27 protein-coding genes are annotated in these 25,834 nt (G+C 75.5%); 12 read left to right on the top strand and 15 right to left on the bottom strand.

The window, feature by feature from the left end:
* Positions 1–24: 24 nt before the first annotated feature.
* Both ACK8OX_RS11030 and ACK8OX_RS11025 read left to right on the top strand, forming a co-directional pair.
* Positions 25–1,026, top strand: a complete 1,002-nt coding sequence (locus ACK8OX_RS11030) for an NAD(P)-dependent oxidoreductase (protein WP_430664110.1) — start codon at positions 25–27, stop codon at positions 1,024–1,026.
* Positions 1,023–1,775 (top strand): hypothetical protein, encoded by a 753-nt coding sequence (locus ACK8OX_RS11025; protein ID WP_430664108.1) that lies wholly within the window; start codon positions 1,023–1,025, stop codon positions 1,773–1,775. The genes ACK8OX_RS11030 and ACK8OX_RS11025 overlap by 4 nt, the downstream gene beginning before the upstream one ends.
* Here the strand turns inward: ACK8OX_RS11025 and ACK8OX_RS11020 are convergent.
* Positions 1,759–2,940 (bottom strand): MFS transporter, encoded by a 1,182-nt coding sequence (locus ACK8OX_RS11020; protein WP_430664107.1) that lies wholly within the window; start codon positions 2,938–2,940, stop codon positions 1,759–1,761. The genes ACK8OX_RS11025 and ACK8OX_RS11020 overlap by 17 nt on opposite strands.
* 76 nt (positions 2,941–3,016) lie before the next feature.
* Here ACK8OX_RS11020 and ACK8OX_RS11015 point away from each other — a divergent pair, with 76 nt between their 5' ends.
* Both ACK8OX_RS11015 and yddG read left to right on the top strand, forming a co-directional pair.
* Positions 3,017–3,406 carry a carboxymuconolactone decarboxylase family protein gene (locus ACK8OX_RS11015; protein WP_430664106.1) on the top strand — a complete coding sequence of 130 codons (390 nt, stop codon included), beginning with the start codon at positions 3,017–3,019 and terminating at the stop codon, positions 3,404–3,406.
* Between the two features lie 47 nt (positions 3,407–3,453).
* Complete coding sequence (gene yddG / locus ACK8OX_RS11010) at positions 3,454–4,299, top strand: aromatic amino acid exporter YddG (protein ID WP_430664105.1); 846 nt, start codon at positions 3,454–3,456, stop codon at positions 4,297–4,299.
* A gap of 25 nt (positions 4,300–4,324) precedes the next feature.
* Here yddG and ACK8OX_RS11005 read toward each other — a convergent pair whose 3' ends face one another.
* The 4 genes from ACK8OX_RS11005 to gloB are packed head-to-tail and all read right to left on the bottom strand — an operon-like array spanning position 4,325 to position 6,759.
* Positions 4,325–4,933 carry a class I SAM-dependent methyltransferase gene (locus tag ACK8OX_RS11005; RefSeq protein ID WP_430664104.1) on the bottom strand — a complete coding sequence of 203 codons (609 nt, stop codon included), beginning with the start codon at positions 4,931–4,933 and terminating at the stop codon, positions 4,325–4,327.
* Positions 4,930–5,385 carry a cupin domain-containing protein gene (locus ACK8OX_RS11000; RefSeq protein ID WP_430664102.1) on the bottom strand — a complete coding sequence of 152 codons (456 nt, stop codon included), beginning with the start codon at positions 5,383–5,385 and terminating at the stop codon, positions 4,930–4,932. Before ACK8OX_RS11000 ends, ACK8OX_RS11005 begins: the two co-directional genes overlap by 4 nt.
* Positions 5,382–5,981, bottom strand: a complete 600-nt coding sequence (locus tag ACK8OX_RS10995) for a glutathione S-transferase N-terminal domain-containing protein (protein WP_430664101.1) — start codon at positions 5,979–5,981, stop codon at positions 5,382–5,384. Before ACK8OX_RS10995 ends, ACK8OX_RS11000 begins: the two co-directional genes overlap by 4 nt.
* A 40-nt stretch (positions 5,982–6,021) precedes the next feature.
* Positions 6,022–6,759, bottom strand: coding sequence for a hydroxyacylglutathione hydrolase (gene gloB / locus ACK8OX_RS10990; protein WP_430664100.1), 738 nt, complete (start codon positions 6,757–6,759; stop codon positions 6,022–6,024).
* A 70-nt stretch (positions 6,760–6,829) separates the two neighbouring features.
* Between gloB and ACK8OX_RS10985 the strand changes: the two genes are divergently transcribed.
* Positions 6,830–7,552: a class I SAM-dependent methyltransferase gene (locus ACK8OX_RS10985; protein ID WP_430664099.1), complete on the top strand. Its 723-nt coding sequence runs from the start codon at positions 6,830–6,832 to the stop codon at positions 7,550–7,552.
* A gap of 72 nt (positions 7,553–7,624) precedes the next feature.
* A complete protein-coding gene (locus ACK8OX_RS10980; protein WP_430664098.1) occupies positions 7,625–8,224 on the top strand; it encodes a hypothetical protein in 600 nt (199 codons plus the stop codon).
* A 25-nt stretch (positions 8,225–8,249) separates the two neighbouring features.
* On the opposite strand, the gene ACK8OX_RS10975 is transcribed toward ACK8OX_RS10980, so the two are convergent.
* The 3 genes from ACK8OX_RS10975 to ACK8OX_RS10965 all read right to left on the bottom strand — a co-directional run bounded on the left by ACK8OX_RS10975 (position 8,250) and on the right by ACK8OX_RS10965 (position 11,610).
* Positions 8,250–9,749, bottom strand: coding sequence for a tripartite tricarboxylate transporter permease (locus tag ACK8OX_RS10975; RefSeq protein WP_430664097.1), 1,500 nt, complete (start codon positions 9,747–9,749; stop codon positions 8,250–8,252).
* 380 nt (positions 9,750–10,129) lie between these two features.
* Positions 10,130–10,639 (bottom strand): tripartite tricarboxylate transporter TctB family protein, encoded by a 510-nt coding sequence (locus ACK8OX_RS10970; RefSeq protein ID WP_430664096.1) that lies wholly within the window; start codon positions 10,637–10,639, stop codon positions 10,130–10,132.
* A complete protein-coding gene (locus ACK8OX_RS10965; protein ID WP_430664095.1) occupies positions 10,636–11,610 on the bottom strand; it encodes a Bug family tripartite tricarboxylate transporter substrate binding protein in 975 nt (324 codons plus the stop codon). Before ACK8OX_RS10965 ends, ACK8OX_RS10970 begins: the two co-directional genes overlap by 4 nt.
* A 154-nt stretch (positions 11,611–11,764) precedes the next feature.
* Between ACK8OX_RS10965 and ACK8OX_RS10960 the strand changes: the two genes are divergently transcribed.
* From ACK8OX_RS10960 to ACK8OX_RS10950, 3 genes are all read left to right on the top strand, one after another.
* On the top strand, positions 11,765–13,120 hold the full coding sequence (locus ACK8OX_RS10960) for an APC family permease (RefSeq protein WP_430664094.1): 1,356 nt from the start codon (positions 11,765–11,767) through the stop codon (positions 13,118–13,120).
* A 79-nt stretch (positions 13,121–13,199) separates the two neighbouring features.
* On the top strand, positions 13,200–14,438 hold the full coding sequence (locus ACK8OX_RS10955) for a hypothetical protein (RefSeq protein WP_430664093.1): 1,239 nt from the start codon (positions 13,200–13,202) through the stop codon (positions 14,436–14,438).
* Positions 14,435–15,268, top strand: a complete 834-nt coding sequence (locus tag ACK8OX_RS10950) for a hypothetical protein (RefSeq protein WP_430664092.1) — start codon at positions 14,435–14,437, stop codon at positions 15,266–15,268. Before ACK8OX_RS10955 ends, ACK8OX_RS10950 begins: the two co-directional genes overlap by 4 nt.
* Before the next feature lie 93 nt (positions 15,269–15,361).
* Here the strand turns inward: ACK8OX_RS10950 and ACK8OX_RS10945 are convergent, their stop codons facing one another.
* The gene (locus ACK8OX_RS10945) at positions 15,362–19,951 is read right to left on the bottom strand and encodes a filamentous hemagglutinin N-terminal domain-containing protein (protein WP_430664091.1); all 4,590 of its coding nucleotides are present in this window, start codon (positions 19,949–19,951) and stop codon (positions 15,362–15,364) included.
* Positions 19,952–20,117: 166 nt separating this feature from the next.
* Between ACK8OX_RS10945 and ACK8OX_RS10940 the strand changes: the two genes are divergently transcribed.
* Both ACK8OX_RS10940 and ACK8OX_RS10935 read left to right on the top strand, forming a co-directional pair.
* Positions 20,118–20,792 carry a nitroreductase gene (locus ACK8OX_RS10940; protein ID WP_430664090.1) on the top strand — a complete coding sequence of 225 codons (675 nt, stop codon included), beginning with the start codon at positions 20,118–20,120 and terminating at the stop codon, positions 20,790–20,792.
* Positions 20,789–22,018, top strand: a complete 1,230-nt coding sequence (locus ACK8OX_RS10935; protein WP_430664089.1) for an MFS transporter — start codon at positions 20,789–20,791, stop codon at positions 22,016–22,018. The genes ACK8OX_RS10940 and ACK8OX_RS10935 overlap by 4 nt, the downstream gene beginning before the upstream one ends.
* Here ACK8OX_RS10935 and ACK8OX_RS10930 read toward each other — a convergent pair.
* On the bottom strand, positions 22,015–22,431 hold the full coding sequence (locus ACK8OX_RS10930) for a DoxX family protein (protein WP_430664088.1): 417 nt from the start codon (positions 22,429–22,431) through the stop codon (positions 22,015–22,017). The two genes, ACK8OX_RS10935 and ACK8OX_RS10930, sit on opposite strands and share 4 nt — an antisense overlap.
* A 58-nt stretch (positions 22,432–22,489) precedes the next feature.
* Here ACK8OX_RS10930 and ACK8OX_RS10925 point away from each other — a divergent pair, with 58 nt between their 5' ends.
* A complete protein-coding gene (locus ACK8OX_RS10925) occupies positions 22,490–23,593 on the top strand; it encodes an amino acid ABC transporter substrate-binding protein (RefSeq protein WP_430664086.1) in 1,104 nt (367 codons plus the stop codon).
* 45 nt (positions 23,594–23,638) lie between these two features.
* On the opposite strand, the gene ACK8OX_RS10920 is transcribed toward ACK8OX_RS10925, so the two are convergent.
* The 5 genes from ACK8OX_RS10920 to ACK8OX_RS10900 all read right to left on the bottom strand — a co-directional run.
* Positions 23,639–24,061, bottom strand: coding sequence for a c-type cytochrome (locus ACK8OX_RS10920; RefSeq protein WP_430664084.1), 423 nt, complete (start codon positions 24,059–24,061; stop codon positions 23,639–23,641).
* A gap of 136 nt (positions 24,062–24,197) precedes the next feature.
* The gene (locus ACK8OX_RS10915; protein WP_430664083.1) at positions 24,198–24,782 is read right to left on the bottom strand and encodes a nitrile hydratase subunit alpha; all 585 of its coding nucleotides are present in this window, start codon (positions 24,780–24,782) and stop codon (positions 24,198–24,200) included.
* Positions 24,782–25,066, bottom strand: coding sequence for an SH3-like domain-containing protein (locus ACK8OX_RS10910; protein ID WP_430664081.1), 285 nt, complete (start codon positions 25,064–25,066; stop codon positions 24,782–24,784). The genes ACK8OX_RS10915 and ACK8OX_RS10910 overlap by 1 nt, the downstream gene beginning before the upstream one ends.
* Entirely contained in the window at positions 25,063–25,359 is a 297-nt protein-coding gene (locus ACK8OX_RS10905; protein WP_430664079.1) for a nitrile hydratase, read from the bottom strand. Before ACK8OX_RS10905 ends, ACK8OX_RS10910 begins: the two co-directional genes overlap by 4 nt.
* Positions 25,356–25,834: SH3 domain-containing protein (locus ACK8OX_RS10900; protein ID WP_430664078.1), on the bottom strand; the 479-nt coding region annotated here is incomplete at its 5' end. The genes ACK8OX_RS10900 and ACK8OX_RS10905, both read right to left, overlap by 4 nt.

Below are 25,834 nucleotides of genomic sequence, written 5' to 3'. Positions count from 1 at the left end.
CCACGCCGGAAGGGGCGAGACAGGGTGCTGCGGGTCTTCCTGAGTCACACGCCGGAGATGCGCGCCAACTACTACCCCGGCCGCGCGCTCGCCGCGCTGCGCGCCGTGGCCGAGGTGGTGCTGCACGAGGGCGACGCCCCGCTGTCCGGCCGCGCGCTGGCCGAGGCCGCGGCCGGCTGCGCCGCCATCGTCGCCGACCGCGCCACCCCCGGCACCGCCGCGACCTTCGCCCATGCGCCGGACCTCCTCGCCTTCCACCGCGTCGCGGTCGATGTCTCCACGGTCGACATCGCCGCCGCCTCCGCCGCGGGCGTGCTGGTGACGCAGGCGACGCCGGGCTTCGTCGACAGCGTGGCGGAGCTTGCCATCGGGATGATGGTGGACCTGGCGCGCGGCGTGTCGCGCTACGCGGCGGATTTCCACGCCGGACGCGTCCCCGCGCCCGCCATGGGCCGCCAGCTTGCCGGCCGCACGCTGGGCCTCATCGGCTATGGCCGCATCGCGCGCCGCATCGCGGAGATCGCGCTGGCGATGCGGATGCGCGTGGTCGCGCACGACCCCTTCGCGCCGCCCGTGCCGCCGGTGGAGTCCCTGCCGCTCGACCGCCTGCTGGCCGAGAGCGACGTGGTGATGCCGCTGGCCGTCGCGACGGAGGCGACGCGCCACCTGATCAATGCCGGCACGCTCGCGCGCATGAAGCGCGGCGCGCATCTGGTGAACCTCTCCCGCGGGGGGCTGGTGGACGAGGCGGCGCTGGCCGCCGCGCTCGAGTCCGGGCAGGTCGCGGCGGCGGCGATGGATGTCGGCTCCGCGCCCGACCAGTGGCCCGACCCCGCGCTGGCGGCCCGGCCCGATGTGGTGGCGACGCCGCATGTCGGCGGGCTGACGCCGGAGGCGGCGGAACACCAGGCGATGGACACCGTCCGCCAGGTGGCGGCGCTGGCCGCGGGGCGGATGCCGGACGGCGCGCTGAACGCCGCGGCGGCGCACCGGCTGGCGCGGCTGCCGGGCTGGCGGGGGGCATGACGGCGCGGCGCGTCCCGCTCTCGCCCGGGCGGCAGACCGTCGCGGACCTGTCCTGGGCGTCGCTGCGCGTGCCGCGCTGCGCGATGATGGCGCGGCTCGCCCTGCCGCGCGCGCAGGCTGCGCGGGCCGCCATGCCCGCCCCGCGCATCCCCTGGACGGTGATCTTCGCCAAGGGATTCGCGCTGGCGGCGGAGGCGCAGCCGGCGCTGCGCCGCATCCACGCCACCCTGCCCCGCCCCCACCTGATCGAGGCGCCGCACGCCATCGGCTGCATCGTGCTGGAACGCGCCGAGGCGGAGGGGCAGATGCTCGGCCTCGCCCGCTTCACCGAACCGCATGCGAGGCCGCTGCCCGACCTTGCCCGCGCGCTGCGCCACGCCAAGGACGCACCGGCGGCGGAGGTGAAGACGCATCGCCGCGTGCTGCGCTTCGCGCGGCTGCCCTGGCCGCTGCGGCGGCTGATGCTGCGCTGGGCGCTCGCGGCCGGCGCGCCGCTGCTGCGCTATGGCGGCACCTTCGCGGTGTCCGCCGTCGGGCATCGCGGCGCCGCGGTGATCGACAGCGTCAGCGTGCTGCCCTGCTTCCTGTCCTACGGCCCGATCGGCGCGGCGGGGGAGGTGGAGGCCTTCCTGTCCTTCGACCACCGCGTGATGGATGGCGGCGACGGCGCCGCCGCGCTGCGTGGGCTGGAAGCGGCGATCGAGGGGCCGGTGGCGGCGGAGATCGAGGCGCTCAGCGCCGCGGGATGACCGCGGCCCGCACCCAGAGCGCGGTGGCCAGGATGCCCGCCGCGGCGACCAGGAAGGCGGCCCCGAAGCCGGCCCCGACGATCAGCGCGCCGAACACCACCGCGCCGAGGCTCTGGCCGAGGAACAGCACCATGGCGAAGCCCGCCACCGCGGTGCCGCGCGCCTCGGGCACGGCTTCCGTGGCGCGGGCCTGCAGCACGCCGTGGAACATGAAGAAGACCAGCCCCGCCGCCGCCTGCGCCGCAGCCGCCACCCACCAGGCCGGCGCCAGGCCGATGGCGGCGAGGCAGGCGGCCAGCCCGGCGCCGCCGCGCAGCACCATCCCACGCTCCCCGTACCGCTTCACCAGGACGGGCGCGGCGCGGGTGTAGACGAGCGAGCCGAGGCCGAAGCCCGCCGCAGCCAGCCCCGCCTCCGTCGCCGACAGGCCGAAGCCTTCGATCAGCAGCGAGGCGACGAAGGGGAGGGCGCCGCCGAACAGCAGCATCCCGTCCAGCCCCGCCGCCAGCATCAGCCGCCGCTGCGGCGCGCGGTCGAACAGGCGGAGGAAGCCGCGCATCCCGGCCCCCCGCGCCGGCCCCTCCGGCACCCGCCACAGCGCGGGGCCGAGCCGGAGGGCGAAGACCAGCCCCACCAGCGCCGCCGCCCCGCCGAGCAGCAGGAAGGTCGCGCGCCAGCCGAAGTGTTCCCCCACCGCGCCGGAGACGGGGCCGGCCAGCAGCTGCGCCATCACCATCCCCGTCAGGAAGCGCCCGATCACGCCCTGCCGCGTCTCGTAGGGAACCGTGTCGGCGATATGGGCCATCAGCAGCGGGATCACCGCCGCCGCCGCCAACCCCGACAGCACCCGCATGCCGAGCAGCGCGCCGAGCCCCGGCGCCTGCGACGCCGCCAGCAGCGTCGCGGCATAGAGGATCACCGCCAGCCCCGCGACGCGCAGCTTGCCGAAGCGGTCGCCGAGCGGCCCGGAGGCGAGCTGGCCGAGCCCGTAGGCGATGGCGAAGCCGCCGATCAGCGGCGCGACCTCGCCCAGCCCCACCGCGAATTCCCGCGCCAGCATCGGCAGCAGCGGGTCGAGCAGGCGCATCCCGCAGCCGACGGTGAAGGCCGCGCAGGCCAGCAGCCAGATCGGCGGGTTGGTGGCGCGCGGCGCGGCAGGGGTCATCCCCGCAGGCTAGGCCACTGGCGGGGCCGGCGGAACGCGCGGCAGGATCGGGCCAGACATCCGGGAGAGGACACCCGTGCCGAAGCTCATCGAACATGCCGAAGCGGGCCCCGAGGTCCGCGCCGTCTACGACGCCATCAAGGCGGCGCGCGGCGTGCCGGACGTGAACAACTTCTGGAAGGCGCTCGCCGTCCACCCGCCGACGCTGCGGCGCACCTGGGAGAGCCTGAGCGCGGTGATGGCGCCGGGCGCGCTCGACCCGCTAGTGAAGGAGATGCTGTACCTCGCGGTGTCGATGGCGAATGGCTGCGCCTATTGCACCGCGAGCCACGGCGCCGCGGCGCGGGCGCGCGGCATGACGGAGGCGCAGTACGGCGAGCTGCTGGCGGTGGTCGGCATGGCCGCCGAGACCAACCGCCTGGCCGAGGCGCTGCGCGTGCCGCTGGACCCGCAATTCGAGGCCTGACGCCGCCCGGCTTCGCGCCGCGGGCCGGGGCGGCTATCACCCCGGCCATGTCACCCGCCACCCTGGCCGGGGGCGGCGCGCTGCTGCTCTGGGCCTTCCTCGCGCTGTTCTCCCGCCTCGCGGCCGACATCCCGCCGCTGCAACTGACGGCGATGGGCTTCGCCATCGGGGGGGCGATGGGGCTCGTGGTGGTGCTGGCGCGCGGGGACGGGGCGAAGCTGCGGCAGCCGCCGCTGGCCTGGGCGCATGGGGTCGGCGGGCTGTTCGGCTACCACGCGCTGTATTTCCTGGCCTTCGCCCTGGCGCCGGCGGTGGAGGTCAACCTCATCAACTATCTCTGGCCGCTGCTGATCGTGCTGCTCTCGGCGCCGATCCGCGGGCTGCGGCTCGGCCCGGCGCGGCTGGCGGGGGTCGCGCTCGGCTTCGCGGGCTGCGCGCTGATCGTCGGGCCCGGCGCGCGCTTCCCGCCCGAAGCGGTGCCGGGCTTCCTGGCGGCGGCGGGCTGCGCCGTCGTCTGGGCGGTCTATTCGGTCACTTCCGGCACGCCGCGACTGGCGCAGGTGCCGACCGAGGCGGTGGCGGGCTTCTGCCTGGCGACCGCCCTGCTGGCCGCCGTGCTGCACCTGGCCTTCGAGGCGACGGTGGCGCCGGATGCGGGGGAATGGCTGGCGGTGGTGGGGCTCGGCCTCGGCCCGGTCGGGGCGGCCTTCTTCCTGTGGGATGTCGGCATGAAGCGCGGCGACCCGCGGCTGCTCGGCACGCTGGCCTATGCGGTGCCGGTCGCCTCCACCCTGCTGCTGATCGCGGCGGGCGAGGGCGAGGCCTCGGCGCGGGTGCTGGTGGCGACGCTGATGGTGGCGGGCGGGGGCTTCATCGCGGCGCAGGCGCGGTAGGCGCGGCGGCCAGGCCCGCCCCGCCTCACCCCGGCTTCCGCAGCAGCGCCCGCACCACCTCCGCCGGGCCCTGGTGGCGCGGCCCCTCATCCAGGCTGACCGTGCCCTCCAGCAGTTCCAGCACCTCGAGCCCGCCGAACAGTTCCTCGACGATCGCGCGCGACCAGAGCAGTTCCGGCATTTTCGGCCCGCCGCTGCGGCGGCCCTGCTGGGCCGGGGTGAAGCATTCCAGCACCAGCAGCCCGCCGGGCGCCAGCGCGCGCACCGCGCCGGCGGCGGCCGCCGCGCGGTCGGCGGGCGGCAGGTGCAGGTAGATCCAGGCGACCAGGTCGAACCCCGCCGCCGGATAGGCCCAGGCGGCGGCGTCCGCCACCACGGTGTCGATCCGCACGCCGCGCCGCGCGGCAAGCTGCGCCGCCTTGGCCATGCCGACCGCCGACCAGTCGAGCGAGGTGACCGCCAGCCCCTGCGCGGCCAGCCAGACGCCGTTCCGCCCCTCCCCGTCGCCCAGCGCCAGGGCGCGCATCCCGGGCGCGAGCCAGGGGCGCAGCTCCTCCAGGTAGCGGTTCGGCGCCTCGCCGAACTGGAAGCCGCCGCCGGCGAAGCGTTCGTCCCAGGCGATCGAGCTGCTCACCCCCCCGGCTCCCATCCCGGCGGCGCCAGCTCGAAGCCGGCGAAGTCGAAGGCGGGGCTGACGGTGCAGGCGACCAGGCACCAGCGGTCCCCCGCCGGCCGCGCCGCCTGCCACCAGCCCTTCGGCACCACGCCCATCAAGGCCTGCCCGGCGCCGAGCCCGGGGCCCAGCACCACCTCCCGCACCGGGCCGGCGCCGTCGGGGGCGAGCGACAGCACCAGCGGCCCGCCGGCCTGCCAGATCCACAGCTCCGCCGCATCCACCCGGTGCCAGTGGCTGCGTTCCCCGGCATCGAGCAGGAAGTGGATGGCGGTGCCGGCGCCACGGCCGCCGCCTTCCGCCGCGTCGCGCCAGACCTCGCGGTAATGCCCGCCCTCGGGGTGCGGGGCGAGGCCGAGCGCGGCCACCACCGCGCCGGCCGTCGCCGCGCCGTCCCGCAGGTCGGGGCTCACTTCGGCGGCGCCGTTCGCGCCATGGCGGGCAGGGCCGAGACCTCCTCGAACCAGGTGGCGAGCCGGGGATGCGCCGGGCGCCAGGGCTCGTTCGCGAAGCGGAAGTCGAGATAGCCGAGCGCGCAGCCCACCGAGACGGCGCCGATATCCGAGAGGCCCCGCGGCGGGTCCGCCTCCAGCGCGGCGAGCCCGCGCTCCACCGCCGCCTTCTGGCGGTCGAGGAAGGCGGCCCGCGCCTCGTCCACCGGCTTGCCGAAGCGCATCCGCCGGGCGACGGCCGCATCCATGATGCCGTCGGCCAGCGCCTGGCGGACCTGCGCGGCCAGCCGCGCCTTGCTGCCGGTGGGCGGGAACAGCGGCGGCGCGTCGCCGAGCGTGTCGAGGTATTCGCAGATCACCGGGCTGTCATAGACCGCCATGCCGTCATCGGTGATGAGGCAGGGGATCTTGGACAGCGGGTTGTCCCGCAGCAGCGCGGCGGGCGAGACATGCGGGTCGGTGGCCACGGTCTCGATCCGCCCCTCGATGCCGCGCAGGATGGCGGCGGCCATCACCTTGCGGACGAAGGGGCTGGCGGGCGAATGGTGCAGCTTCATGTGGTGTCGTTCCCTCGGTCCTGGTTCCCGCTGCGGCCGGTCAGCCGCGGAAATGGTTCTTCGCCTCGCGCCGGGCGGTGAATTCCTCCAGGTCGCGGGCGCGCAGGTAGGGATTGGCCGCCAGTTCCTGCGCGATCGTGGTCGGCACGGTCGGGCGGCCGGCGGCGCGCAGCGCGCCCGCGGCCTCGGCCTCGGCCCGCAGCGCCTTGTTGCCGGGCTCCACCGTCAGGGCGAAGCGGGCATTCGCCTCGGTGTATTCGTGGCCGCAGCAGAGCCGCGTGGCGGGGGGCAGCTTGGCCAGCCGCCGGAAGGACCGGTACAGCGCCTCCATCCCCCCCTCCTCCAGCGGGCGGCCGCAGCCCAGCGCGAAGACGACGTCGCCGCAGAGCAGCACATGGTCGGGGCCGAAATGGAAGGCGATGTGGCCGGTGGTGTGGCCAGGCAGGTGCAGCACCTCGGCCCGCGCGGCGCCGAGCGCGACGTGGTCGCCCTCCGCCACCGCCTGGTCGAGCGGCGGCAGGCGGTGGCGGTCCATCGCCGCGCCCACCACCTTCGCGCCGGGGAAGCGGGCCTTGAGCCCGGCCACCCCGTTGACGTGGTCCCCGTGGTGGTGCGTCAGCAGGATCAGGTCGAGCCTGCCGCCCGCGGCCTCCACCGCCGCGATGGCGGGCTCCGCCTCGCCCGGGTCGCAGACCGCGACCGCCCCGGTGGGGCCGTCCTTCAGCAGCCAGAGGTAGTTGTCCTCCAGGCAGGGCACCGCCTCGACCTTCAGCGTCATCTCCGGCCTTCTCCCGTCCATCGTCACGCCGCCGGTCCCTGACCGGGGCGATCCGTCCTATATCTCCGGCATGACGACCGAGGTCCACGGCCTGCCGGACTTCTACGCCTCCGCCGGCGGCGACGTCGCCGCCCGGCTGGTGGCGGCGCGGCTGCATGCGCTCTGGCCCGCCCTGCCGGGGCAGTCCGTCCTCGGCATCGGCCATGCGGCACCTTATCTCGGCCTTTGGCAAGCCGAGGCGCGGCGGGCGGTGTCGCTGGTGCCGGCGCACCACAACGGCCGGCTGGCGCGCTGGCCCGCCCGCCCCGCGGCGGCCGCCACCCTGGCGGCGGAGGAGGATGCGCTGCCCTTCGCCGACCGCAGCTTCGACCGGGTGCTGCTGGTCCATGGCCTGGAAGCGGCCGAGAATGCGCGCCGCCTGCTGCGCGAGGTCTGGCGCGTGCTGCGCGACGACGGGCGGATGATCGTGGTGGCGCCGAACCGGGTCGGGATGTGGGCGCATCTGGAACGCACCCCCTTCGGCCATGGGCAGCCCTATTCGCGCGGGCAGCTCGAACGGATGCTGGCGCGGCAGCTGTTCCGGGCGGAGCGGCGCGACGCCGCGCTGTTCCTGCCGCCCTACGGGCTGCGCTTCCTCGGCGCCTGCGCGCCGGTGATGGAACGCGCGGGCCGCCTGGTCTGCCCGCGCCTGGCGGGGGTGGTGATCCTGGAGGCGGAGAAGGACCTGTTCGCCGGGATGCCGGCCGGGGCGGTGGCCATCCGCCGCCGGATCGTGCTGGCCGAGGCGGTGTAGCCCCGGCATCAACGCCCTGTTCACGCGGCGGGTGCAATGGCTGGGGCGAAACGCTGCCCGGACCCCTGCCACATGGACGCCATCCCCGCGAACCTCCTCCGCAGCGCGATCCGCACGGAGCTGGCGCCCCCCATCGCCGAGTTGCGGAGCTTCGTGGACCGCCGCATCGCGGAGCTGAGCGCGGAGCTGCATGCCAGCCTCGAACTCGCCGACATGGGGGAGGAGCGGATGGTGGGGGAGCTGTCGCGCATCCAGGACCAGATCGCCCAGCTCGTCGCCGTGCCGGCCGCGGCCACGCGCAACAGCGGGCTCGAGCTGGAGGCGGTGGTGCAGGCGACTGAGACCGCGGCCACCACCATCCTGGAAGCCGCCGAGGCGATCCAGGACTGGGCGACCCGCGCCGCGAAGGAACCCGCCGACCTCCAGGCCCTGGCGGAACGCATCAACACCATCTTCGAGGCCTGTTCCTTCCAGGACCTCACCGGGCAGCGCGTCCGCCGCGCCATCCAGCACCTCCAGCAGGTCGAGACGATGCTGGCCGGGATGCTGCCGGGCGAGGGCAAGGCGCCGCCCCAGCTGCCGCGCGTGGAGGTGAAGACCGCGGCCGCGACGGTGCAGGACCGCACCGCCGATCTCGGCCAGGACGCCATCGACGCGCTGCTCGACATGTAGGCGGGCGGGGTTCCACCCGCCGTCGTCAGTCCGCGACCCGCCGCAGCCAGGCCCCGTAGATCCGCGGCCCCGCCAGCGCGGCGAGCGCGACGAGCAGGATCGCCAGGCTCGCCGGCCGCGTCACGAAGACGGTCCAGTCGCCCTGGCTGATGGTCAGCGCCTGGCGCATCGCCTGTTCGGCCATCGGGCCCAGGATCATCCCGATCACCACTGGCGCGACCGGGAAGTCGAAGCGGCGCATGAACATGGCGATGACGCCGATGCCGTACAGCAGCATCAGGTCCACCACCGAATTGCTGATGCCGTAGGTGCCGATGGTGGCGAAGACCAGGATGCCGGCATAGAGCTGCGGCTGCGGGATCTTCAGGATGCGCGCCCACAGCCCCACCAGCGGCAGGTTCAGCACCACCAGCATCACATTGGCCACGAACAGGCTGGCGATCAGCGTCCAGACCAGCTCCGCCTGGGTGGTGAACAGCAGCGGCCCGGGCTGGATGCCATAGGACTGGAAGGCGGACAGCATGATCGCCGCCGTCGCGCTGGTCGGCAGGCCGAGGGTGAGCATCGGCACGAGGATGCCCGCGGCCGCCGCGTTGTTCGCGGCCTCCGGCCCGGCCACGCCCTCGATCGCGCCGGTGGTGCCGAACTCCTTCCGTGCCTCGGGCGCGGCAAGCTTGCGTTCGGCGTAGTAGCTCAGCATCGTCGGCATCTCGGTCCCGCCGGCCGGCATCACGCCGAAGGGGAAGCCCAGGCCCGCGCCGCGGATCCAGGGCCAGAAGCTGCGCTTCCAGTCGGACCTCGACATCATGACGCTGCCCACCGGCAGCACCTTCTGCTCGCCCTCCACGTAGCGCCAGGCGAGGTACAGCGTCTCCCCCACCGCGAAGAGCGCGACGGCGACGAGCACGACATTCACCCCGTCGAGCAGTTCGGGCACGCCGAAGGTCATCCGCGCCTGGCCGGTCTGCAGATCCACGCCCACCAGCCCCAGCAGCAGCCCGAAGAACAGGCTGGTCAGCCCCCGCAGCGCACTGCCGCCGAGCACGGCGGAGACGGTGACGAAGCACAGCACCATCAGCGCGAAATACTCGGCCGGGCCGAGCTTCAGCGCGTATTCCACGATGACCGGCCCGACGAAGGCGATGCCCAGCGTGCCGACCGTGCCGGCGACGAAGCTGCCGATCGCGGCGGTGGCCAGCGCCGGCCCCGCGCGCCCGTTCCGCGCCATCCGCGCGCCTTCGAGCGCGGTGATGATGGAGCCCGATTCGCCCGGCGTGTTCAGCAGGATGGACGTCGTGCTGCCGCCGTACATCGCGCCGTAGAAGATGCCGCAGAACAGGATGAAGGCGCCGGTCGCCGAGACGCTGAAGGTGATCGGCAGCAGCAGTGCGATGGTCAGCGCCGGCCCGATGCCCGGCAGCACGCCGATCGCGGTCCCGAGGAAGCAGCCGAGCAGCGCCCAGCCGAGATTGGCGAGCGTGAGCGCGTTGCCGAACCCCAACGCAAGCCCGCTGATCGAGTCCATTTACCTTGCCCTCAGACGCCGGGCGCGCGCATCCGCGCGCTTGGCTTCGCGCCGACGCGCCGTGGCGCCGGGATCGGTGGTCGCCCTGCGCGCGGGGCCGCGTTGCGGCCCTTCATGTGCCCTCAGACGCCGGGCGCGCGCATCCGCGCGCTTGGCTTCGCGCCGACGCGCCGTGGCGCCGGGACCGGTGGTCGCCCTGCGCGCGGGGCCGCGTTGCGGCCCTTCATGTGCCCTCAGACGCCGGGCGCGCGCATCCGCGCGCTTGGCTTCGCGCCGACGCGCCGTGGCGCCGGGACCGGCGGTCGCCCTGCGCGCGGGGCCGCGTTGCGGCCCGTTGTGTGGCGTCAGGCATATGGCGCGGGGGGGCGCGGGGCGCGGCGTCACTCCGGCACCCCGAAGATCAGCCCCTCGACCACGCCCGCGCCGATATTGACGCCGAGCGCCTTCACGAACAGCACATAGGCGCCGAGCGAGACGGCGAAGGCGATCGCCAGGTTGCGCAGATGCGCGCGCGACCCGAAGGCGGCCGCCACCAGCACGAACTGCACCGTCGCCGCGGCGGTGAAGCCCAGCGCGTCGATCAGCACGAGATTCGCCAGCAGCCCCGCCAGCAGCAGGCCGAGCGCGCGGAGGTTCAGCGGCGCCGCGCCCTGCAACTCCTCGATGTCGCGCGACCAGCCGCCGCGAAGCGCGCTGCCGACCAGCCCGATACCGAGCGCGAGCAGCGCGGCGGAGATGATCGCCGGCACCAGCTTCGGCCCGACCTGCGCGTAGATCGGCGAGGCGGGGATGGCGAAGGTCTGCCACACCGCCACCAGGCCGAGGCCGAGGACGAAGAGCGCGGCGCCGAGATCGGCGCCCGACCGCCCCGGCCCGCCCCCCGGCCTCACGTGACGAGGCCGAGATCCCGCAGGACCGCCTCGTTGTCGGCACGGTCGCGCTCCAGGAACTGGTCGAAGGCGGCGCCGGTCAGGAAGGCGTCCTCCCAGCCGCGGTCGGCCAGGATGCGCTTCCATGCTTCGGAGGCATGCACCGCCGTCATCAGCTCCACCAGCGCCTGGCGCTGGGCCGCGTTGATGCCGGGGGCGGCGAAGACGCCGCGCCAGTTGGTCAGCGCCACGTCCACGCCGCTTTCCTTCAGCGTCGGCACGTTGGGGTCGAGCCGCCTCTCCCCCGTCGTCGCCAGCGCGCGGACGCGGCCGGCGCGGATCTGCTCGGAGAATTCGGACCAGCCGGAGATGCCGGCCTTCACCTGCCCGCCGAGGATCGCCGCCTGCGCCGGGCCGCCGCCGGGGAAGGCCACGAAGGACGCCTCCCGCGCCTGCCGGCCGAGCGCGCGCAGCATCAGGCCGAGGATGATGTGGTCCGTCCCCCCCGCCGACCCGCCGGCCACCGAGACCGCCTGCGGGTTGGCCCGCAGCGCGGCGAGCAGGCCGGCGATGTCGCGGATCTCGGAATTGCCGGGCACGATGATGACGCCCGCCTCCTCCGTCATGCGCGCCACCGGCAGCACGTCCTTCAGCGAGACGGGGGTGCGGTTGGTCAGCGCCGCGCCGACCATGACGCTGCCCGCGATGATGACGCTGTCCGGGCGGCCGCGGCGGGTGCTGAGGAAGCGCGGCAGCCCGACCATGCCGCCCGCGCCGCCCACATTCTCGAACTGGAAGCTGCCGACGAGGCCCGCGGCGCGGCCCGCCTGCTCGATCGCGCGGCCAAGCCCGTCCCAGCCGCCGCCCGGCCCGGCGGGCACGAAGACGTAGAGGCTGTTCATGCGCTGCTGCGCGCGCGCCGCGCGCCCGGCGAGGCCGAGGGAGAGGGCGCCGCCGGCGGCGGCGAGAAGGGTGCGGCGTTCGGTGGTCATCGGTCCTCCCGGGGGGTCGCGCAGGGGCGCGGGCGTCGTTCCGCGGAACACTAGGCCACGGCGGGCGGCGCGCGCAAACCACCCCCGCGCGGCAGCGCCGGAACCGCACCCCGAAGCCGGGCGTAGCCCTCGCTGCGGCATGACAGGACGCGCCATGACCCCCCCGGACCCCCCGGCCGAACCCGCGCTGCACCGCAGCATCACGCCGTTCCAGCTTTTCGCCTACACGCTCGGCGGCATGCTGGGCGCCGGGATCTACGGCCTGGTGGGGCGCGCGGCGGGCGATCTCGGCTCCGCCGTCTGGCTCGGCTTCCTCGTCGCGATGGTGGCGGCGCTGCTGACAGGGCTGTCCTACGCCTCGCTCGGCAGCCGCTATCCGCGCGCGGGGGGCGCCGCCTATGTCACCGGGCGCGCCTTCGCCCGGCCGCTGCTGACCTGGACGGTCGGCCTCGCCATCATGGCGTCGGGCCTCACCTCGGTGGCGACGCAGTCGCGCGTGGTGGCCGAGAACCTGCTGCGGCTGACCGGGGCGGAGGCGGTGCCGCAGGTCGCGATCGCGCTCGGCTTCGTGCTGATCGTCGCCGGCGTGGTGGTGCGCGGCATCCGGGAGAGCATGTGGTTCAACATCGTCTGCACGGCGGTGGAGGCGACCGGGCTGCTGCTGGTGATCGCGGTGGGCGCGCCGTACTGGGGCGCCGCCGACCTGTTCGAGACGCCGTCGGGCGAGGGCATCGGCCTGTCCTTCCTGATGACGGGCGCGATCCTGACCTTCTTCGCCTTCATCGGCTTCGAGGACACGCTGAACGTGGCGGAGGAGGCGAAGGACCCCCGCCGCACCCTGCCCATCGGCATCGTCTGCGCCATGCTGGCCGCGACCGCGCTCTACATCGCCGTCTCGGTCACCGCCGTCTCGGTCGTGCCCTGGCGGGAACTGGCCGCGGCGCCGGGGCCGCTGGCCGAGGTGATGGCCCGCGCGGCACCCTGGTTCCCGGGCTGGGGCTATGTCGCCATCACGCTGTTCGCGGTCGCCAACACCGCGCTGCTGAACTACGTCACCGCGTCGCGCCTGCTGCTGGGCATGGCGAGGCAGGGGCTGATGCCGGCGCCGCTGGCCCGCATCCATCCGGGCCGGCGCACGCCGCACATCGCGGTGCTGGCGCTGATGCCGGTGGTGGTGGCGCTGGTCATGGCCGGCGACATCGGGCAGCTCGCCTCGGCCACCGTGCTGCTGCTGCTGGCGGTGTTCGCCGTGGTCAACCTGGCGCTGCTGGTTCTGCAGCGCCGCCCGGCGGAGCCGCATGGCGGCTTCGAGGTGCCCTGGCCGGTACCGGCCGGCGGCGCGCTGGTCTGCGGCGCGCTGCTGCTGAACCGCATCGCCACGGGGGACTGGCGCGCCCCGGCGCTGGCGGGCGCGATGCTGGCGGTGATCCTGCTGGCCTATGCCGTGCTCCGCCCGCGCAGGACGCCGGAAGCGGCGGATGGCGCGGCGCCGCCGCTGGAAGGAAGGTGACAGGGGGGCAACAATCGCCCGCTGGACGGCCCCCCGCCCGCCGGAGCATTTTCCCGGCAGAACGGGAGACCAACGCCTCATGCCGCCTTTCCGGGCCTTCCGGCCGCCCGCGCCCCTCCTGCTGGCCTGGCTGGTGGCCGGCCTCGCCCTCGCCGGCCTGCCCGCCGCCCCCGCCCTCGCGCAGCAAGGCCAGCCGCCGAACCGCGAATTCACCGTCCAGAACGAGACCGACCTGACGCTGCGCGAGCTCTACGCCGCGCCGCCCAACGCCACGGATCGCGGACCCGACCGGCTGGGTGCGGACACGGTGGCACCCGGCGCGAATTTCCGCGTCCGGCTCGGCCGCCTGCGCGACTGCACGCTCGACGTCACCGCCGTATACCAGGACGGGTCGGAGGAGGTGCGCCGGCGCGTCGACATCTGCCGCAACCAGCGCCTGGTCTTCGGCGACCCCTCGGTGCCTGTGCTGGAGGTGACGGTCGCCAACCGCAGCCAGGTGATGCTGCGCGAACTCTACGCCGCCCGCGCCGGCGCCGCGGCCCGCGGCCCGGGCGACTGGGGCCCGGACCGGCTGGGCGCCGCGGTGATCGACGCCAATGCCGAATTCCGCATGCGCATCCGGTCCCGCGACTGCGTCTTCGACATCCGCGCCGTCTATGCCGATGACCGCGAGGAGGTGCGGGAACGCGCCGATCTCTGCGTCGACCGCAGCATCGCCTTCGACCGCAGCACCATCCCCGCCCCGCCGCGCCACCCGCTGCTGCTGGTGAACCGCCATCTGGCGACGGTGCAGGAGATCTATGTCTCGGCCAGCACGGAAAGCGACTGGGGCCCGGACCGGCTGCGCGCCAGCCCGCTGCCCGTCGGCGACGAGGCCGCGACCGAGGTCGAGGGCGCCTGCGAGGTGGACATCCGCATCGTCTTCCCGAATGGCGGCGCGGAGGAACGGCGCGAGGTGGACATCTGCGCCAGTGACCGCATCGTGCTGCGCCCGGCCTGGGTGCTGGCCGAACGCCTGGGGGACGAAGGCGCGGTGCCCGCCCCGCCCGGCGAGGCCGGCCTGCCGCTGTCCGCCACGCTGCGCATCCGCAATGCCGGGCGGCTGCCGATCGTCGAGATCTACGCCGCCCCGCCCGGCGCGCCGCGCGGCGAGGACCGGCTCGGCACCGACATCCTGCCGGCGGGCGACACCTTCGAGATCGGGCCGCCGGATGCCGATGCCTGCGCCGCCGACCTGGTGGCGGTGTTCCGCGACGGGCGGGAAGTGACGCGGGCGGGGGTGGACCTCTGCTCGGGCGAGGAGATCGAGATCCGATGATGAAGAAGACCCTCCTCGCCTGCGGGCTGGCCGCGTCGCTCGCGGCGCCCGCCCTGGCCCAGGGCGTGCCGGAGCCGCTGCGCGGCGCCTGGTTCGCCGGCGACTGCGCCGACCCGCAGGCGATGCTGGTGATGACCGGCCGCGCCGCGGTGCGCGTGGAATCCGAGGCGCCGGCCCGGCTGGTCCGCTTCCGCGACACGCGGGAGGCGGGCGGCTGGACTCTCGGCACCGGCACGGGGGCCGAGGCGCCGCGCCTGCTGTTCCGCGGCGTGGCCGAGGGGTTGGAGACGGCGGAGCCCGACCCCAAGACCCGCGACGACCGGCTGCCCGGCGATGCGCGCGCCAGCGTGTGGCGCCGCTGCCCCGCGCCGCCCGCGCTGCTCGCCGGCCTGCATGGCGAAGGCGTCGCCGCGCTGGCCGCGATCGAGCATGTGGAGGCCGCCTGCGCCGCCGGCACGCCCGCTGCCTGCGCCGACGCCATCGTGCGCCAGGGCGATGTCAGCGGCGATGCGCTGCTCTCCGCGGCGGAACTCGCGCGGCTGACGCGCGGCATCGCCTGGGTGGTCGCGGCGCAGGAAGGCGCGACGCAGGACGTCCTGCTCGGCGCCACCGCCGCCGGCACGCTGGCCGGCGTGCTGACGGCGCGGCTGCTGATCGAGAGCATGGATTATGACGGGGACGGCAAGCTCTCGGCGCGCGAACTCGCCCTCGACGCCACCGGCTTCGCCCGAGCCACCGGCACGGCCGAGGGCGCGCCGCTGCGCACGGACGGCCTGGCGGAAGGCGCGGGGATGCTGCGCGGCCTGATCGACGGGCTGATGAACCGGTAGCGCCGGGCGGCGGGTGCCCGCCCACCCTGCCGTAGCCCCTTTCCGCGCGGCTGCCTCACCGCTCCGGCGATTCAGCCTCCGGCGGACCAGGCGCTATTCCTCGACCCGCGCCACCCCGTCCAGCGGCCAGCGCGGCGGCCAGGGGAACCAGGGCGCGGGGGCCAGCGCGGCCTCGCCGAAGGCGCGCTGCAACGTCGGGTGGAAGCCCGGCGCCGGCGCGGCGGGCGCAGGCGCGGGCGGGGGCACCACGATGGCCGTCGCCGCGGGCGGGGGTACCACGATGGCAGGCGGCGGCACACGCGGCGGCTCGGCCGGTGGGGGTGGGGGTGCGCCGCAGCCCGCCAGCCCCATCCCGCACTGGTTGAACAGGTAGCCCGGCGCGGCCGCCGCCACCGCCACCAGCGCCGCCGCCGCCTCGCCCCCCGCGCCGCCGAGCGTGCCGACCACGAAGGCCGAGCCGCCCTGGCCGAGAACGCCGAGCCGCCCGGCCTCCAGCACGCCGAGCGCGGCGCCGGAGCCGAGCAGCAGGAACACCGGCGAGGCGCCGGCCGCGATGTCGAACACCGCGCCGGCACCCTCGGCGCCGCCAGCCGGGCCGAAGGTGGCAAGCTGCGTGGCCTGCTGCGCCGGCGCCAGCCCCGGCAGGTCCGCCCGCACCGCATCGGGGATGGCGCGCAGCCCGCCGATGCGGCGGGTGTCCACCAGCAGCACCGGATGCCGGCCGGGGTCGAGCGCCAGCACGCGGCTCGGCGCACCGCCGGACAGGCCGCCCGGCGCCGCCAGCAGCACCGCCCGCCCCGCCCCCAGCACCGCGCCGTCCAGCAGCAGCCCCGCCCCGGCGCGCAGCGCCACCGTCTCCCCGGACAGGGCGCCGCGCAGCGCCAGCGCGCCCTCCGTCGCCAGCGCGAAGCCGCCGGTGGCGGAACCGCCGAGCAGGACCGGCACCGCATTGCCCGCGCCGTCCAGCGCCACCGCGCCCGCGGCATGCACCTCCAGCCCCGCGCCGAGGCGCAGCGCCGCGCCGGCCGGCGCCTGCGCGACATCCCCGGCGGTCGCCACCAGCAGCGCCCCGCCCGCCGCCCCGACGGGCGCGAGCAGGCCGATCGACTCCGCCGCCAGCTCCAGCCCCGCGCCGGAGGCGAGCGGCCCCGTCACCTGCAACGGCCCGCCCGCCGCCAGCCGCAGCGCGCCCGCGCGGCCGGCCAGCGCCGCCACGCGGTGCCCGGCCCCGCCCAGTGCCACCCCGCCCGCGACATCGAGCGTCAGCAGTCCCGTCCGCAGCGCGCCCACCCCCTCGCCGAGGTCGCCGCCCGCGGCGATCGCCACTTCCGGCGCCGCGACCACGCCGGCCAGCGCCAGCGCCCCGCCGCCCGGCGCGGCGAAGGCCCAGCGCCCGGCCGCGCTGCCTGACAGCGCGGCGACGCGGTTCGCCCCGCCGAGGTCGACATCGCCGCCGAGCGAGACGGCATGCAGCCGTGGCGCGTCGAGCACGCCGCCCGCGCCCTGCCGCAGCGTGCCGCCCGCCGTCAGCGCCAGCACGCTGCCGGCGCGCTGCGTGCCTTCCAGCACCAGCGCACCGGTGGTGGCGAGGCGCAGCGCGCCTTCCGCCGTCGTGCCGCCGAGCCGGGCGATGGCGTTGCCCGGCGCCTCGAACAGGATGTCGCCCGCGGCGGTGGCGCGCAGCAGCCCGGCCGAAAGCGGCGCGCCTTCCGCCTGCGCCAGCGTGCCGCCGGCCACCAGCCGGGCCGAGGGCAGGTCGAGCGGCTGCGTCAGCAGCAGCGCCCGGCCGCTGCGGAGGTCGAGCCCCCCGGGTGCGGCGACCTGCCCGAGGGCGGCGATGGTGTTGGCGGGCGCGGCCAGCGTCACCGCGCCGCCCGCCCGCACCGAGAGCAGCCCGGCCGCGATGCCGGCGCCGTCGTCCGGCTGATGCACCGCCCCGCCGGCCGCCAGCGCGACCTCCTCCGCCGCGATCCCGTCCGCGGCCAGCGTGCCGGAACTGCGCAGGCGGAACGCCGTGCCGGCACGCCCGCCGGCTGCGGCAAGGGCGTTGCCCGCCGCTTCCAGCCGCACCGCACCCGCGGCTTCGGCCCGCAGAGTGGCGGCGGCGATCCGCCCGGCCTCCTGCGCCACGTCACCGCCGCGGGCGACGAGGCGGACGTCCCGCCCCACCAGGTCCGCCGCCAGGCGCAGCGACGCGGCCTCCAGCGCCAGCGTGCCGCCGGCATCCAGCGCGCCGGTGACGGCCAGCGCGCCGCCGGTCGCCACCGCGAAGCCGCCCGCGGCGCCGCCCGGGCCGAGCGCCGCGATGGCGTGCCCCGCGCCGGTGAGCGCCACGTCGCCCGCCCGCGCATTGGCGCGCAGCAGCGCGGTCGCGATGGCGCCCGCATCGCCCTGCGCGATCCCGGCGGCGACCAGCGTCACCTCCGGCGCGGCCAGCGTGCCGCGGATGGCCAGGGGGGTCGCCGTGGCCAGGGTGAAGGCCAGCGCGGCGCCGGCATCGCCCAGCGCCAGCACCGCATTCGCCGGGTCGTCCAGCACGGCGCTGCCGCCCGCGGCATCGGCGCGCAGCAGCCCCGTGGCGATCGCCGCCCCCGGCTCCTGCGTGATGTCGCCGGCCGCGCGCAGCCAGACCTCCGCGGCCGCCACGCCGCCGGACAGCGCCAGGGCGCCGCCCGCATCCACCACGAAGGCGTCCCGCGCCGCCCCGCGCAGGCGGGGGATGGCGTTCAGCGGTCCGTCGAACAGCACCGACCCGGCCGGGGCGAAGGCGGCGAATTCGCTCGCCAGCAGGCGGGAGGCGGCGGGGTCCTGCGTCAGGTCGCCCCCACGCGCGGTCAGCATCACCGCCCCGGCGGACAGCGTGCCGGCGAGGTTCAGCGCCGTCTCGTTCACCAGGACGAGGCCGAGCGGCGCGCTGCCGTCGCCGAGATTGACGATGCGGTTGCCCGCCCCGCCCAGCGCGACGGCGCCGAGCGGGGATTCGAGCAGCAGCGTGCCGGCCGAGACGCCCGCGCCGCCTGCCGCCTGCACGATGCCGCGCAGCCCGACCAGTTCCGCCACCCCGCTGGCCTCGACCGGCGCGAACAGCGACAGCCGCTGGTTCGATGCGATGCGCAGCGCCGGCGCCGCGACCGCGCCATCGACCGACAGCGCCGTGGTGGTCGCCAGGTCGAAGCGCGTCGCCGCCCCGCCGCCGGCCAGCGCGCGGATGGCGTTGCCGCCGGCATCGAGCCGCACCGCCCCCCCCGTGCTGCGCGCGGCGAGCGTGCCGGCATTGACCGCGGCGCCGCTGCTGGACTGTGTGATGTCGCCGGCCGAGAGCAGCGCGAGGTCGCCGGTGACGCGCAGCGGGCGTTCGATGCGGATGCCGTCGCCGGCCGCGGCGGTGGCGTTGGTGGTCTGCAGCGTCAGCGGGCCGACCGGCTTGTTGACCGCCGCGAGCACGCGGATCGACCGGTCGGCCTGCAGCACCAGCGCGCCGGTGGTGGCGTTGACGGTGGCGGCCGTGACCTCGGCCGGTTCGGCCGTGCCCGACAGCGTGGCGACGATCCGCAGCTCCTGCGGGTCCACCAGCACCGTCCCGCCCGGCGCGCGCATCGCGCCGTCCAGCGCCAGCGCGCCGCGGGAGGAGACCTCGATGGTCCCGCCCTCGGCCTCCACCGTGCCGGACATGGTGGTGCGCGTCCCGGCATGGACGATGACGGTGCCGCCGCGGCCGGCGCGCAGCGTGGCGTCGCGCGCGACGGTGGTGGTGGCGGACAGGCGCTGCGGCGCGCCCGGGCTGCTGTCCCGCCCGGCGCCGACGGTGATCCGCCCGCCCCCGGCGCCGCCCGCGGTGTCGAGCAGGGCGCCGGCAGGCACGCGCACCGCGCCGCCGGGGGCCGTCGCCTCAACCGTGCCGCCGGGCGCGGCGATGCGGCCGCCGGCCTCGACCAGCGATTCGAGCAGGCCGGAGGCGGCGCGGGCGGTCAGCGTGACATGCCCGCCCGCGACATCGATCGTGCCGGTGTTGGTGACCAGCGCCGCCCCGCCCCCCGGCGCCGCCGCCACCTGGCGCGTGACGTCGAGCGACAGCAGGCCGTCGCCGGCGAGGTCGAGCGCGAAGGCCTCCCCGCCCGCCAGCGCGACGCGGCCGAGGCGCGCGCGGATGGTGCCGGAATTGACGACATGCGGCGCGACCAGCGCGGCCATGCCCCCTTCCGCCACCGTGATGCCGCCGCGGTTCTCGACCCGCGCGCCGGGGCGGGACGGGCCATCGAAGGCCATGCGGCCGGCCATGAAGGCGGTGTTCGGGATGTCGGCGGTGGTGGCGATCAGGCCCGCCACATCCACCTGGGCGCCCTGGTGGAAGACGATGCCGGCGGGGTTCACCAGCGCGACGCCGCCATTGCTGGTGACCCGCCCCGCGATGGCGGAGGGATCGGGCCCGGTGACGCGCTGGAGCGAGAAGGACGATGTCGCGGGCTGGCGGATGTCCACCTGGTGGCCGGCGCCGACATCGAACTGCCGCCATTCGATCACCGCGCGGTCGCTGCCCTGGGTGACCTGGGTGCGCCCCGGCGTCTGGGCGATGGCGGCTTGGCCCGCGACGACCCGCCCGCCCTGCGGCGACTGCGCCAGCGCCAGGCCGGGCGCGAGCAGGGCGGTGGTGGCGAGGAGGAGGGGGCGCAGGTGGCGGCGCATGGCGCGCCATGCTGCCCGAGCGCGGCCGCCACCACCAGTTGAAATGCGCGCGGAATGTTTGCCCGGACCACGGGCGGCCGCGCCGGCCCGCCCCCCCCCGGCTGGCGCGCCCGCCCCCGCGCCGCCAGACTGCCCGCCCGACAGGAAGGAGGCACCGGCGCCGGCCATGGATGTGTTCGAGGCATTGGCCACGCGCCGCAGCATCCGCGGCTTCCGCCCGGACCCGGTGCCGCGCGCGACGGTGGAGGCGATCCTGCGCGCCGCATCGCGCGCGCCGTCGGGCTCCAACATCCAGCCCTGGCGCGTGCGGGTGACGGTGGGGGAGGAGAAGACGAGGCTGTCGGCCGCGCTGCGTGCCGCCCACGATGCCGGCGCGAAGGTGGCGCGCGACTACCACTACTACCCGCGCAACTGGCGCGAGCCCTACCATTCCCGCCGGCGGGAGACGGGCTGGGGCCTCTACAGCCTGTGCGGCATCGGCCGCGGCGACCACGCGGCGGCGCATGAGCAGCGCGCGCGCAACTTCGACTTCTTCGGCGCGCCGGTCGGGCTGATGTTCTCGATCGACCGCGACCTGGAACAGGGGTCCTGGCTGGACTTCGGGATGTTCCTGCAATCCGTCATGCTCGCCGCGCGCGGCCACGGGCTCGACACTTGCGCGCAGGCGGCCTTCTGCGACCACCACGACGTGGTGCGCGCGCACCTGTCCATCCCGGACGACCAGGCGCTGGTCTGCGGCATGTCGCTCGGCGTCATGGATGCGGGGGAGCCGGCGAATGCGCTGGTCACCACGCGCATCCCGCTGGAGGAATTCGTGACCTTCGGGCCGGGCGGGTGGTGACGTCCCCCCTCATCGACGGGCCGGCGGCCTGGCGGCGGCTGGCCGCCATCCTGGCGCTGTGCACGACGGGCAGCATCGGCATGTGGTCGGTGGTGGTGGCGCTGCCGCATGTGCAGGCGGAATTCGGCGCGACCCGGTCCGAGGCGTCGCTGCCCTACACCCTGCTGATGCTCGGCTTCTCGGCCGGCAGCATCCTGATGGGGCGGATGACCGACCGCTTCGGCGCCATGCCGCCGGTGCTGGCGGGCGCGGTGATGCTCTCGGGCGGCTATGTCGTGTCCGGCCTGGCGCCGAGCCTGCTGGTCTTCGCGCTGGCGCATGGCGTGCTGATCGGGCTGCTCGGCGCCTCCGCCACCTTCGCGCCGCTGATGGCCGATGCGTCGCTGTGGTTCCAGCGGCGGCGCGGCATCGCGGTGGCGATCGCGGCCTGCGGCAACTACCTGGCCGGCGCGGTCTGGCCGCCGGTGCTGGACCTGCTGATCTCGGCGCATGGCTGGCGGGTGGCGCATCTCGTCATCGGCGCCTTCTGCCTGGTGACGATGCTGCCGCTGGCGCTGCTGCTGCGCGCCCGCCCGCCGGTCCTGCGCGCCGCCCCGATGACGGCGGCCGAGCAGCGCGAGGCGGACCGGCCGCTCGGCCTGTCCAAGAACGCGCTGACGGCGGTGCTGTGCTGCGCCGGGCTCGGCTGCTGCGTCGCAATGGCGATGCCGCAGGTCCACATCGTCGCCTATTGCGGCGACCTCGGCTACGGCGTGGCGCGGGGGACGGAGATGCTGTCCCTCATGCTCGCCTTCGGCATCGTCTCGCGCATCGCGTCGGGCTTCATCGCGGACCGCATCGGCGGGCTGGCGACGCTGCTGCTGGGGTCGGTGCTGCAGGGGGTGGCGCTGGCCTTCTACCTGTTCTTCGACGGGCTCGCCTCGCTCTACGTCATCTCCGCCATGTTCGGCCTGTTCCAGGGCGGCATCGTGCCGTCCTACGCCGTGATCGTGCGGGAGCTGTTCCCCCCGAAGGAAGCGGCGACGCGGGTGGGCATCGTGCTGATGTCCACCATGGTGGGCATGGCGCTGGGCGGCTGGCTGTCGGGGCTGATCTTCGACCTGTCGGGCAGCTACGCCATGGCCTTCCTCAACGGCGTCGCCTGGAACGCCATGAATGTCGCGATCGTGGCGACGCTTCTGCTGCGCGCGCGGCGCGGGCGCGGGCGCGGCGCGGTGGCCGCCTAGGCAGCGGCCTCGCCGCGGCGGCGCGTCATCGCATCCACGCTCCACGGCCCCGCGCCGGCGGCGGCGATGTAGAGGAAGACGAAGCAGTACAAGATCGCCGCGTCGCCGCCGTTCAGCGTGGGGAAGATGTTGCGCGGCGCATGCCCGATGAAATAGGCGAAGGCCATCTCGCCCGAGGCGACGAAGGCCGCGGGGCGCGTGAACAGCCCCACCAGCATCAGCCCGCCCAGCACCAGCTCCAGCGCGCCCGCCACCCATGACAGGGACAGGAAGGCGGGCGGCACCGCGTTCGGCGCCAGCGGTGGGAAGCCCAGCAGCTTCTGCGACCCGTGCAGCAGGAAGATCAGCGCGGCGACGATGCGCAGCACGCTCAGCAGGCGCGGCGCCCAGGTGGTGGCGAGGCTGTCGGTCATGCGGCGTCTCCGGGCGGGGTTCCGCGCCGCAACGCCCGGGGATGCGCGCGGTTACGCGATGTCGCGCAGCCGGTTCGTGCCGCTTGCGGCGGCGCTGCGGATGGGCTTCGCTCCACGCGACGGGGCCGAAGCGAGGGAGACGAGGATGCGCAGGGGTTGGATCGCCGGGCTGTGCCTGGCGCTGGGGTGGATGGGCGCGGCGGAGGCCGGGCCGACGCTGGATGCGGTGAAGGCGCGGGGCAGCGTGATCTGCGGCGTGAACCAGGGTGTCGCCGGCTTCTCCGCCCCCGACAGCCGGGGCGAGTATCGCGGGCTGGACGCCGATTTCTGCCGGGCGCTGGCCGCCGCCCTGTTCGGCGACCCGTCGAAGGTGCGCTTCGTGCCGACCTCCTCGCAGAACCGCTTCACCATGCTGCAGTCGGGCGAGATCGACGTGCTGGCGCGCAACGCGACGCAGACGCTGCAGCGCGACACCGCGCTCGGCCTCAACATGGCGGGCGTCAACTTCTATGACGGCCAGGGCTTCCTGGTGCGCCGCGCGCTCAACGTCACCTCGGCGCGGCAGCTGGACGGCGCGACCATCTGCATGCAGCCGGGCACGACGAGCGAGCTGAACGTCGCCGACTACTTCCGCGCCAACCGCCTGCGGATGACACCGGTGCTGATCGAGCGGCCGGACGAGTTCGTAGCCGCCTATGCCGCGGGCCGCTGCGACGTGATGACGCAGGATGCGAGCCAGCTGGCCAGCTACCGCGCCACCGCGCTGCAGAACCCGAACGACCACGTCCTGCTGCCCGACCGCATCAGCAAGGAACCGCTCGGCCCCATGGTGCGCCATGGCGACGACCAGTGGTTCGACGTGGTGAAATGGGTCCTGACCGGCCTGGTGGAGGCGGAGGAACTTGGCATCACCCAGGCCAATGTCGACGAGATGCTGCGCAGCACCAACCCGACCGTGCAGCGCGCTCTCGGCGTCACGCCGGGCTTCGGCCGCGCGCTCGGGCTCGACGAACGCTGGCTCTACAACGCGGTCAAGGCGGTCGGGAACTACGGCGAGAGCTTCGAGCGGCACCTCGGCAGCGGCAGCCCGATCGGGCTGGCGCGCGGGCTGAACGACCTCTGGACGCGCGGCGGGCTGATGTACGCGCTGCCGCTGCGGTAGGGCGGGTGCCGGGCGGGGGGAAAGCCATCCCCGCCCGGCGGCGCGTCAGCGCTGCAGCGACTGGACGTAGCCGACCAGTTCGACGATGCGGCCGCGGATGTAGGTCTCGCGCCATTGCGGCTCCAGGCGGTCCGACGCCTCCAGCGAGAAGACGGCGCCCCAGGCCGGCATGGAGGCGGTGCCATGCGCGCCGACCTGGGTCCGCCCGTCCACGACCTGCATGATGCGCAGGAAGGGGAATTCGCCGCCGTTGCGCTGGCTGAGCGTGGTCAGGTCGGGCGCCTGGATATTGAGCAGAGAGCGCAGCGGCCCGTCGCCGCGCCCCATCGGGCCATGGCACTGCGCGCAGGCCAGGCGATAGGCTTCCGCGCCGGGCTCATGCGGGCGCGGCTGCGCCGCCGCAGGTCCCTGGCAGAGCATCGCCACCACGCAGGCGGCGGCCGAGGCCGCCATGGCATCGCCGCGCATCGTCCCTCCTCCACCTTGTCGCTGCGGGGAAGGATCGGCGCGCGCGCCGGCTACGCTCAAGTCTCGGGCGTACACAACCGCGCGACGGGGCAGCGCCGCGGAGGCGCCGGATCCCCACCGCGCGCGGCAGCGTGCCTCACCCCGCGCGCGGCAGCGAGACCCCCACCAGCGCGTCGCGCGTGACGATCGCGGCCAGCCGCGCCTCGTCCCAGTCCTCGGTGCCGGCGGGGCGCCGGGGCAGCACCATCCAGCGGTAGTCCGCCGTGCTGTCCACCACCCGCACCTCCACCCCCGCAGGCAGGACCGTGCCCCATTCCGCCAGCACGCCGCGCGGGTCGCGCACCGCGCGTGCGCGATAGGCGGCGGACTTGTACCAGTGCGGCGGATAGCCCAGCACCATGCGCGGGTAGCAGGAGCAGAGCGTGCAGACGACGAGGTGGTGCACCGCCTCCGTGTCCTCCAGCACGCCGAGAGGCGGCGCCCCGGCCATGGACACGCCCATGCGCTCCGCCGCTTCCGTGCCGTCGCGGATCATCAGCGCGTGGAAGGCGGGGTCGGTCCAGGCGCGGGCGACCATGCGCGCGCCGATCTCGGGGCTGGCGCGGTCGGTGCGCGCGACCTGGTCGGCGATCTCGGCTTCCGTCACCACGCCGCGCGCCTTCAGCGCGGCGGTGAAGCGCTCCAGCAGGGCCAGGCTCTCGGCGGTCGGCGGCGCGGCCATCAGTGCAGCTCCTCCAGCCAGTGTTCGAACACCTCGACCAGCAGCGTGTCGCCCTTGGCGCCTTCGCCGAACAGGGCGGGCTGGTCGAAGCGGACATGGTACAGCGGGACGCGCGCGGCGGGGCGGCCGAAGGCCAGGTCCTCGGGGTTGGGGAAGGCGCCGAGCGGGCGTTCCACCACGCCGGACAGGCCACGCAGGTAGTGCGGCGTGCGGATGTGGCAGCGGCCGCGCGTCTCCGGAAAGTCGCGCCTGACGCGGACAGGGGTGCCGGGGCGGAGCGTCACTGCGCGATCTCCCCCGCCTCGACCACGCCCTTCTCCACCATCAGGCCGGAGATCGAGAGCAGCCACCTCTCGTAGTAGCCGAGCGCGAAATACCGCTCCTCCGGGATCGCCTCGATCCCCCGCCGAAGCTCGTCCACGCTCATCAGCCCCTTGCGCGCCAGGATCTGCCGCAGCGCGTCGACGCGCTTGCCGAACGCGTCGGGCGGCGCCTCGTCGGGCTCGACCGGCGTGCAGCGGAAGCGGGGGGCGCCGCCGATGTCATGGGTGGCGGGGGGCGGGGTTTCGTCGCTCACTTCACCTCCTCCTCGGGGCCGACGCCCCAGACCTCGGCGCGGCGTAGGAAGCCGCGCTGGCCGCCCACCTGCACCTCGCACCAGGGATTGCCGGCCTCGCATTCGCGGATGCGGGCGATGACGCCGGGGCGCAGCTTCGCCACGGCCACGCCGCCCTCCTCCGGCCGGCGGCGCAGCGTCGCCTCGGGCGCGTTGCCGGCGGGGCGGACCAGCACGGTGCGCCGGCCGGCGAGCGTCGAGGAATGCACCCAGCCCTCCGCCCCGTCCACGTCGCGGATGCGGCGCCAGAGCTGGAATTCGCCGATGATCTGCACCGGCAGGTCGCGGCGCTGGAAGGTCCATTCGATCGGGAAGGTGGTGTTCGGCCCGACCCGCATGTTGACCTCGTCCGAGCGCAGCGCGGCGAAGCGCGGCAGGGCGAGCCCGGTGACCGCGCCGATGGCCGGGACCGGCGGCGGGGGCGGCTGCGCGGGTT

Source organism: Falsiroseomonas sp. CW058, from assembly GCF_050563535.1.
Classification (GTDB): Bacteria; Pseudomonadota; Alphaproteobacteria; order Acetobacterales; family Acetobacteraceae; genus Falsiroseomonas.
Note: the sequence above shows the minus strand (reverse complement) of the source record. Positions and strands in the feature narration are given on the sequence as shown.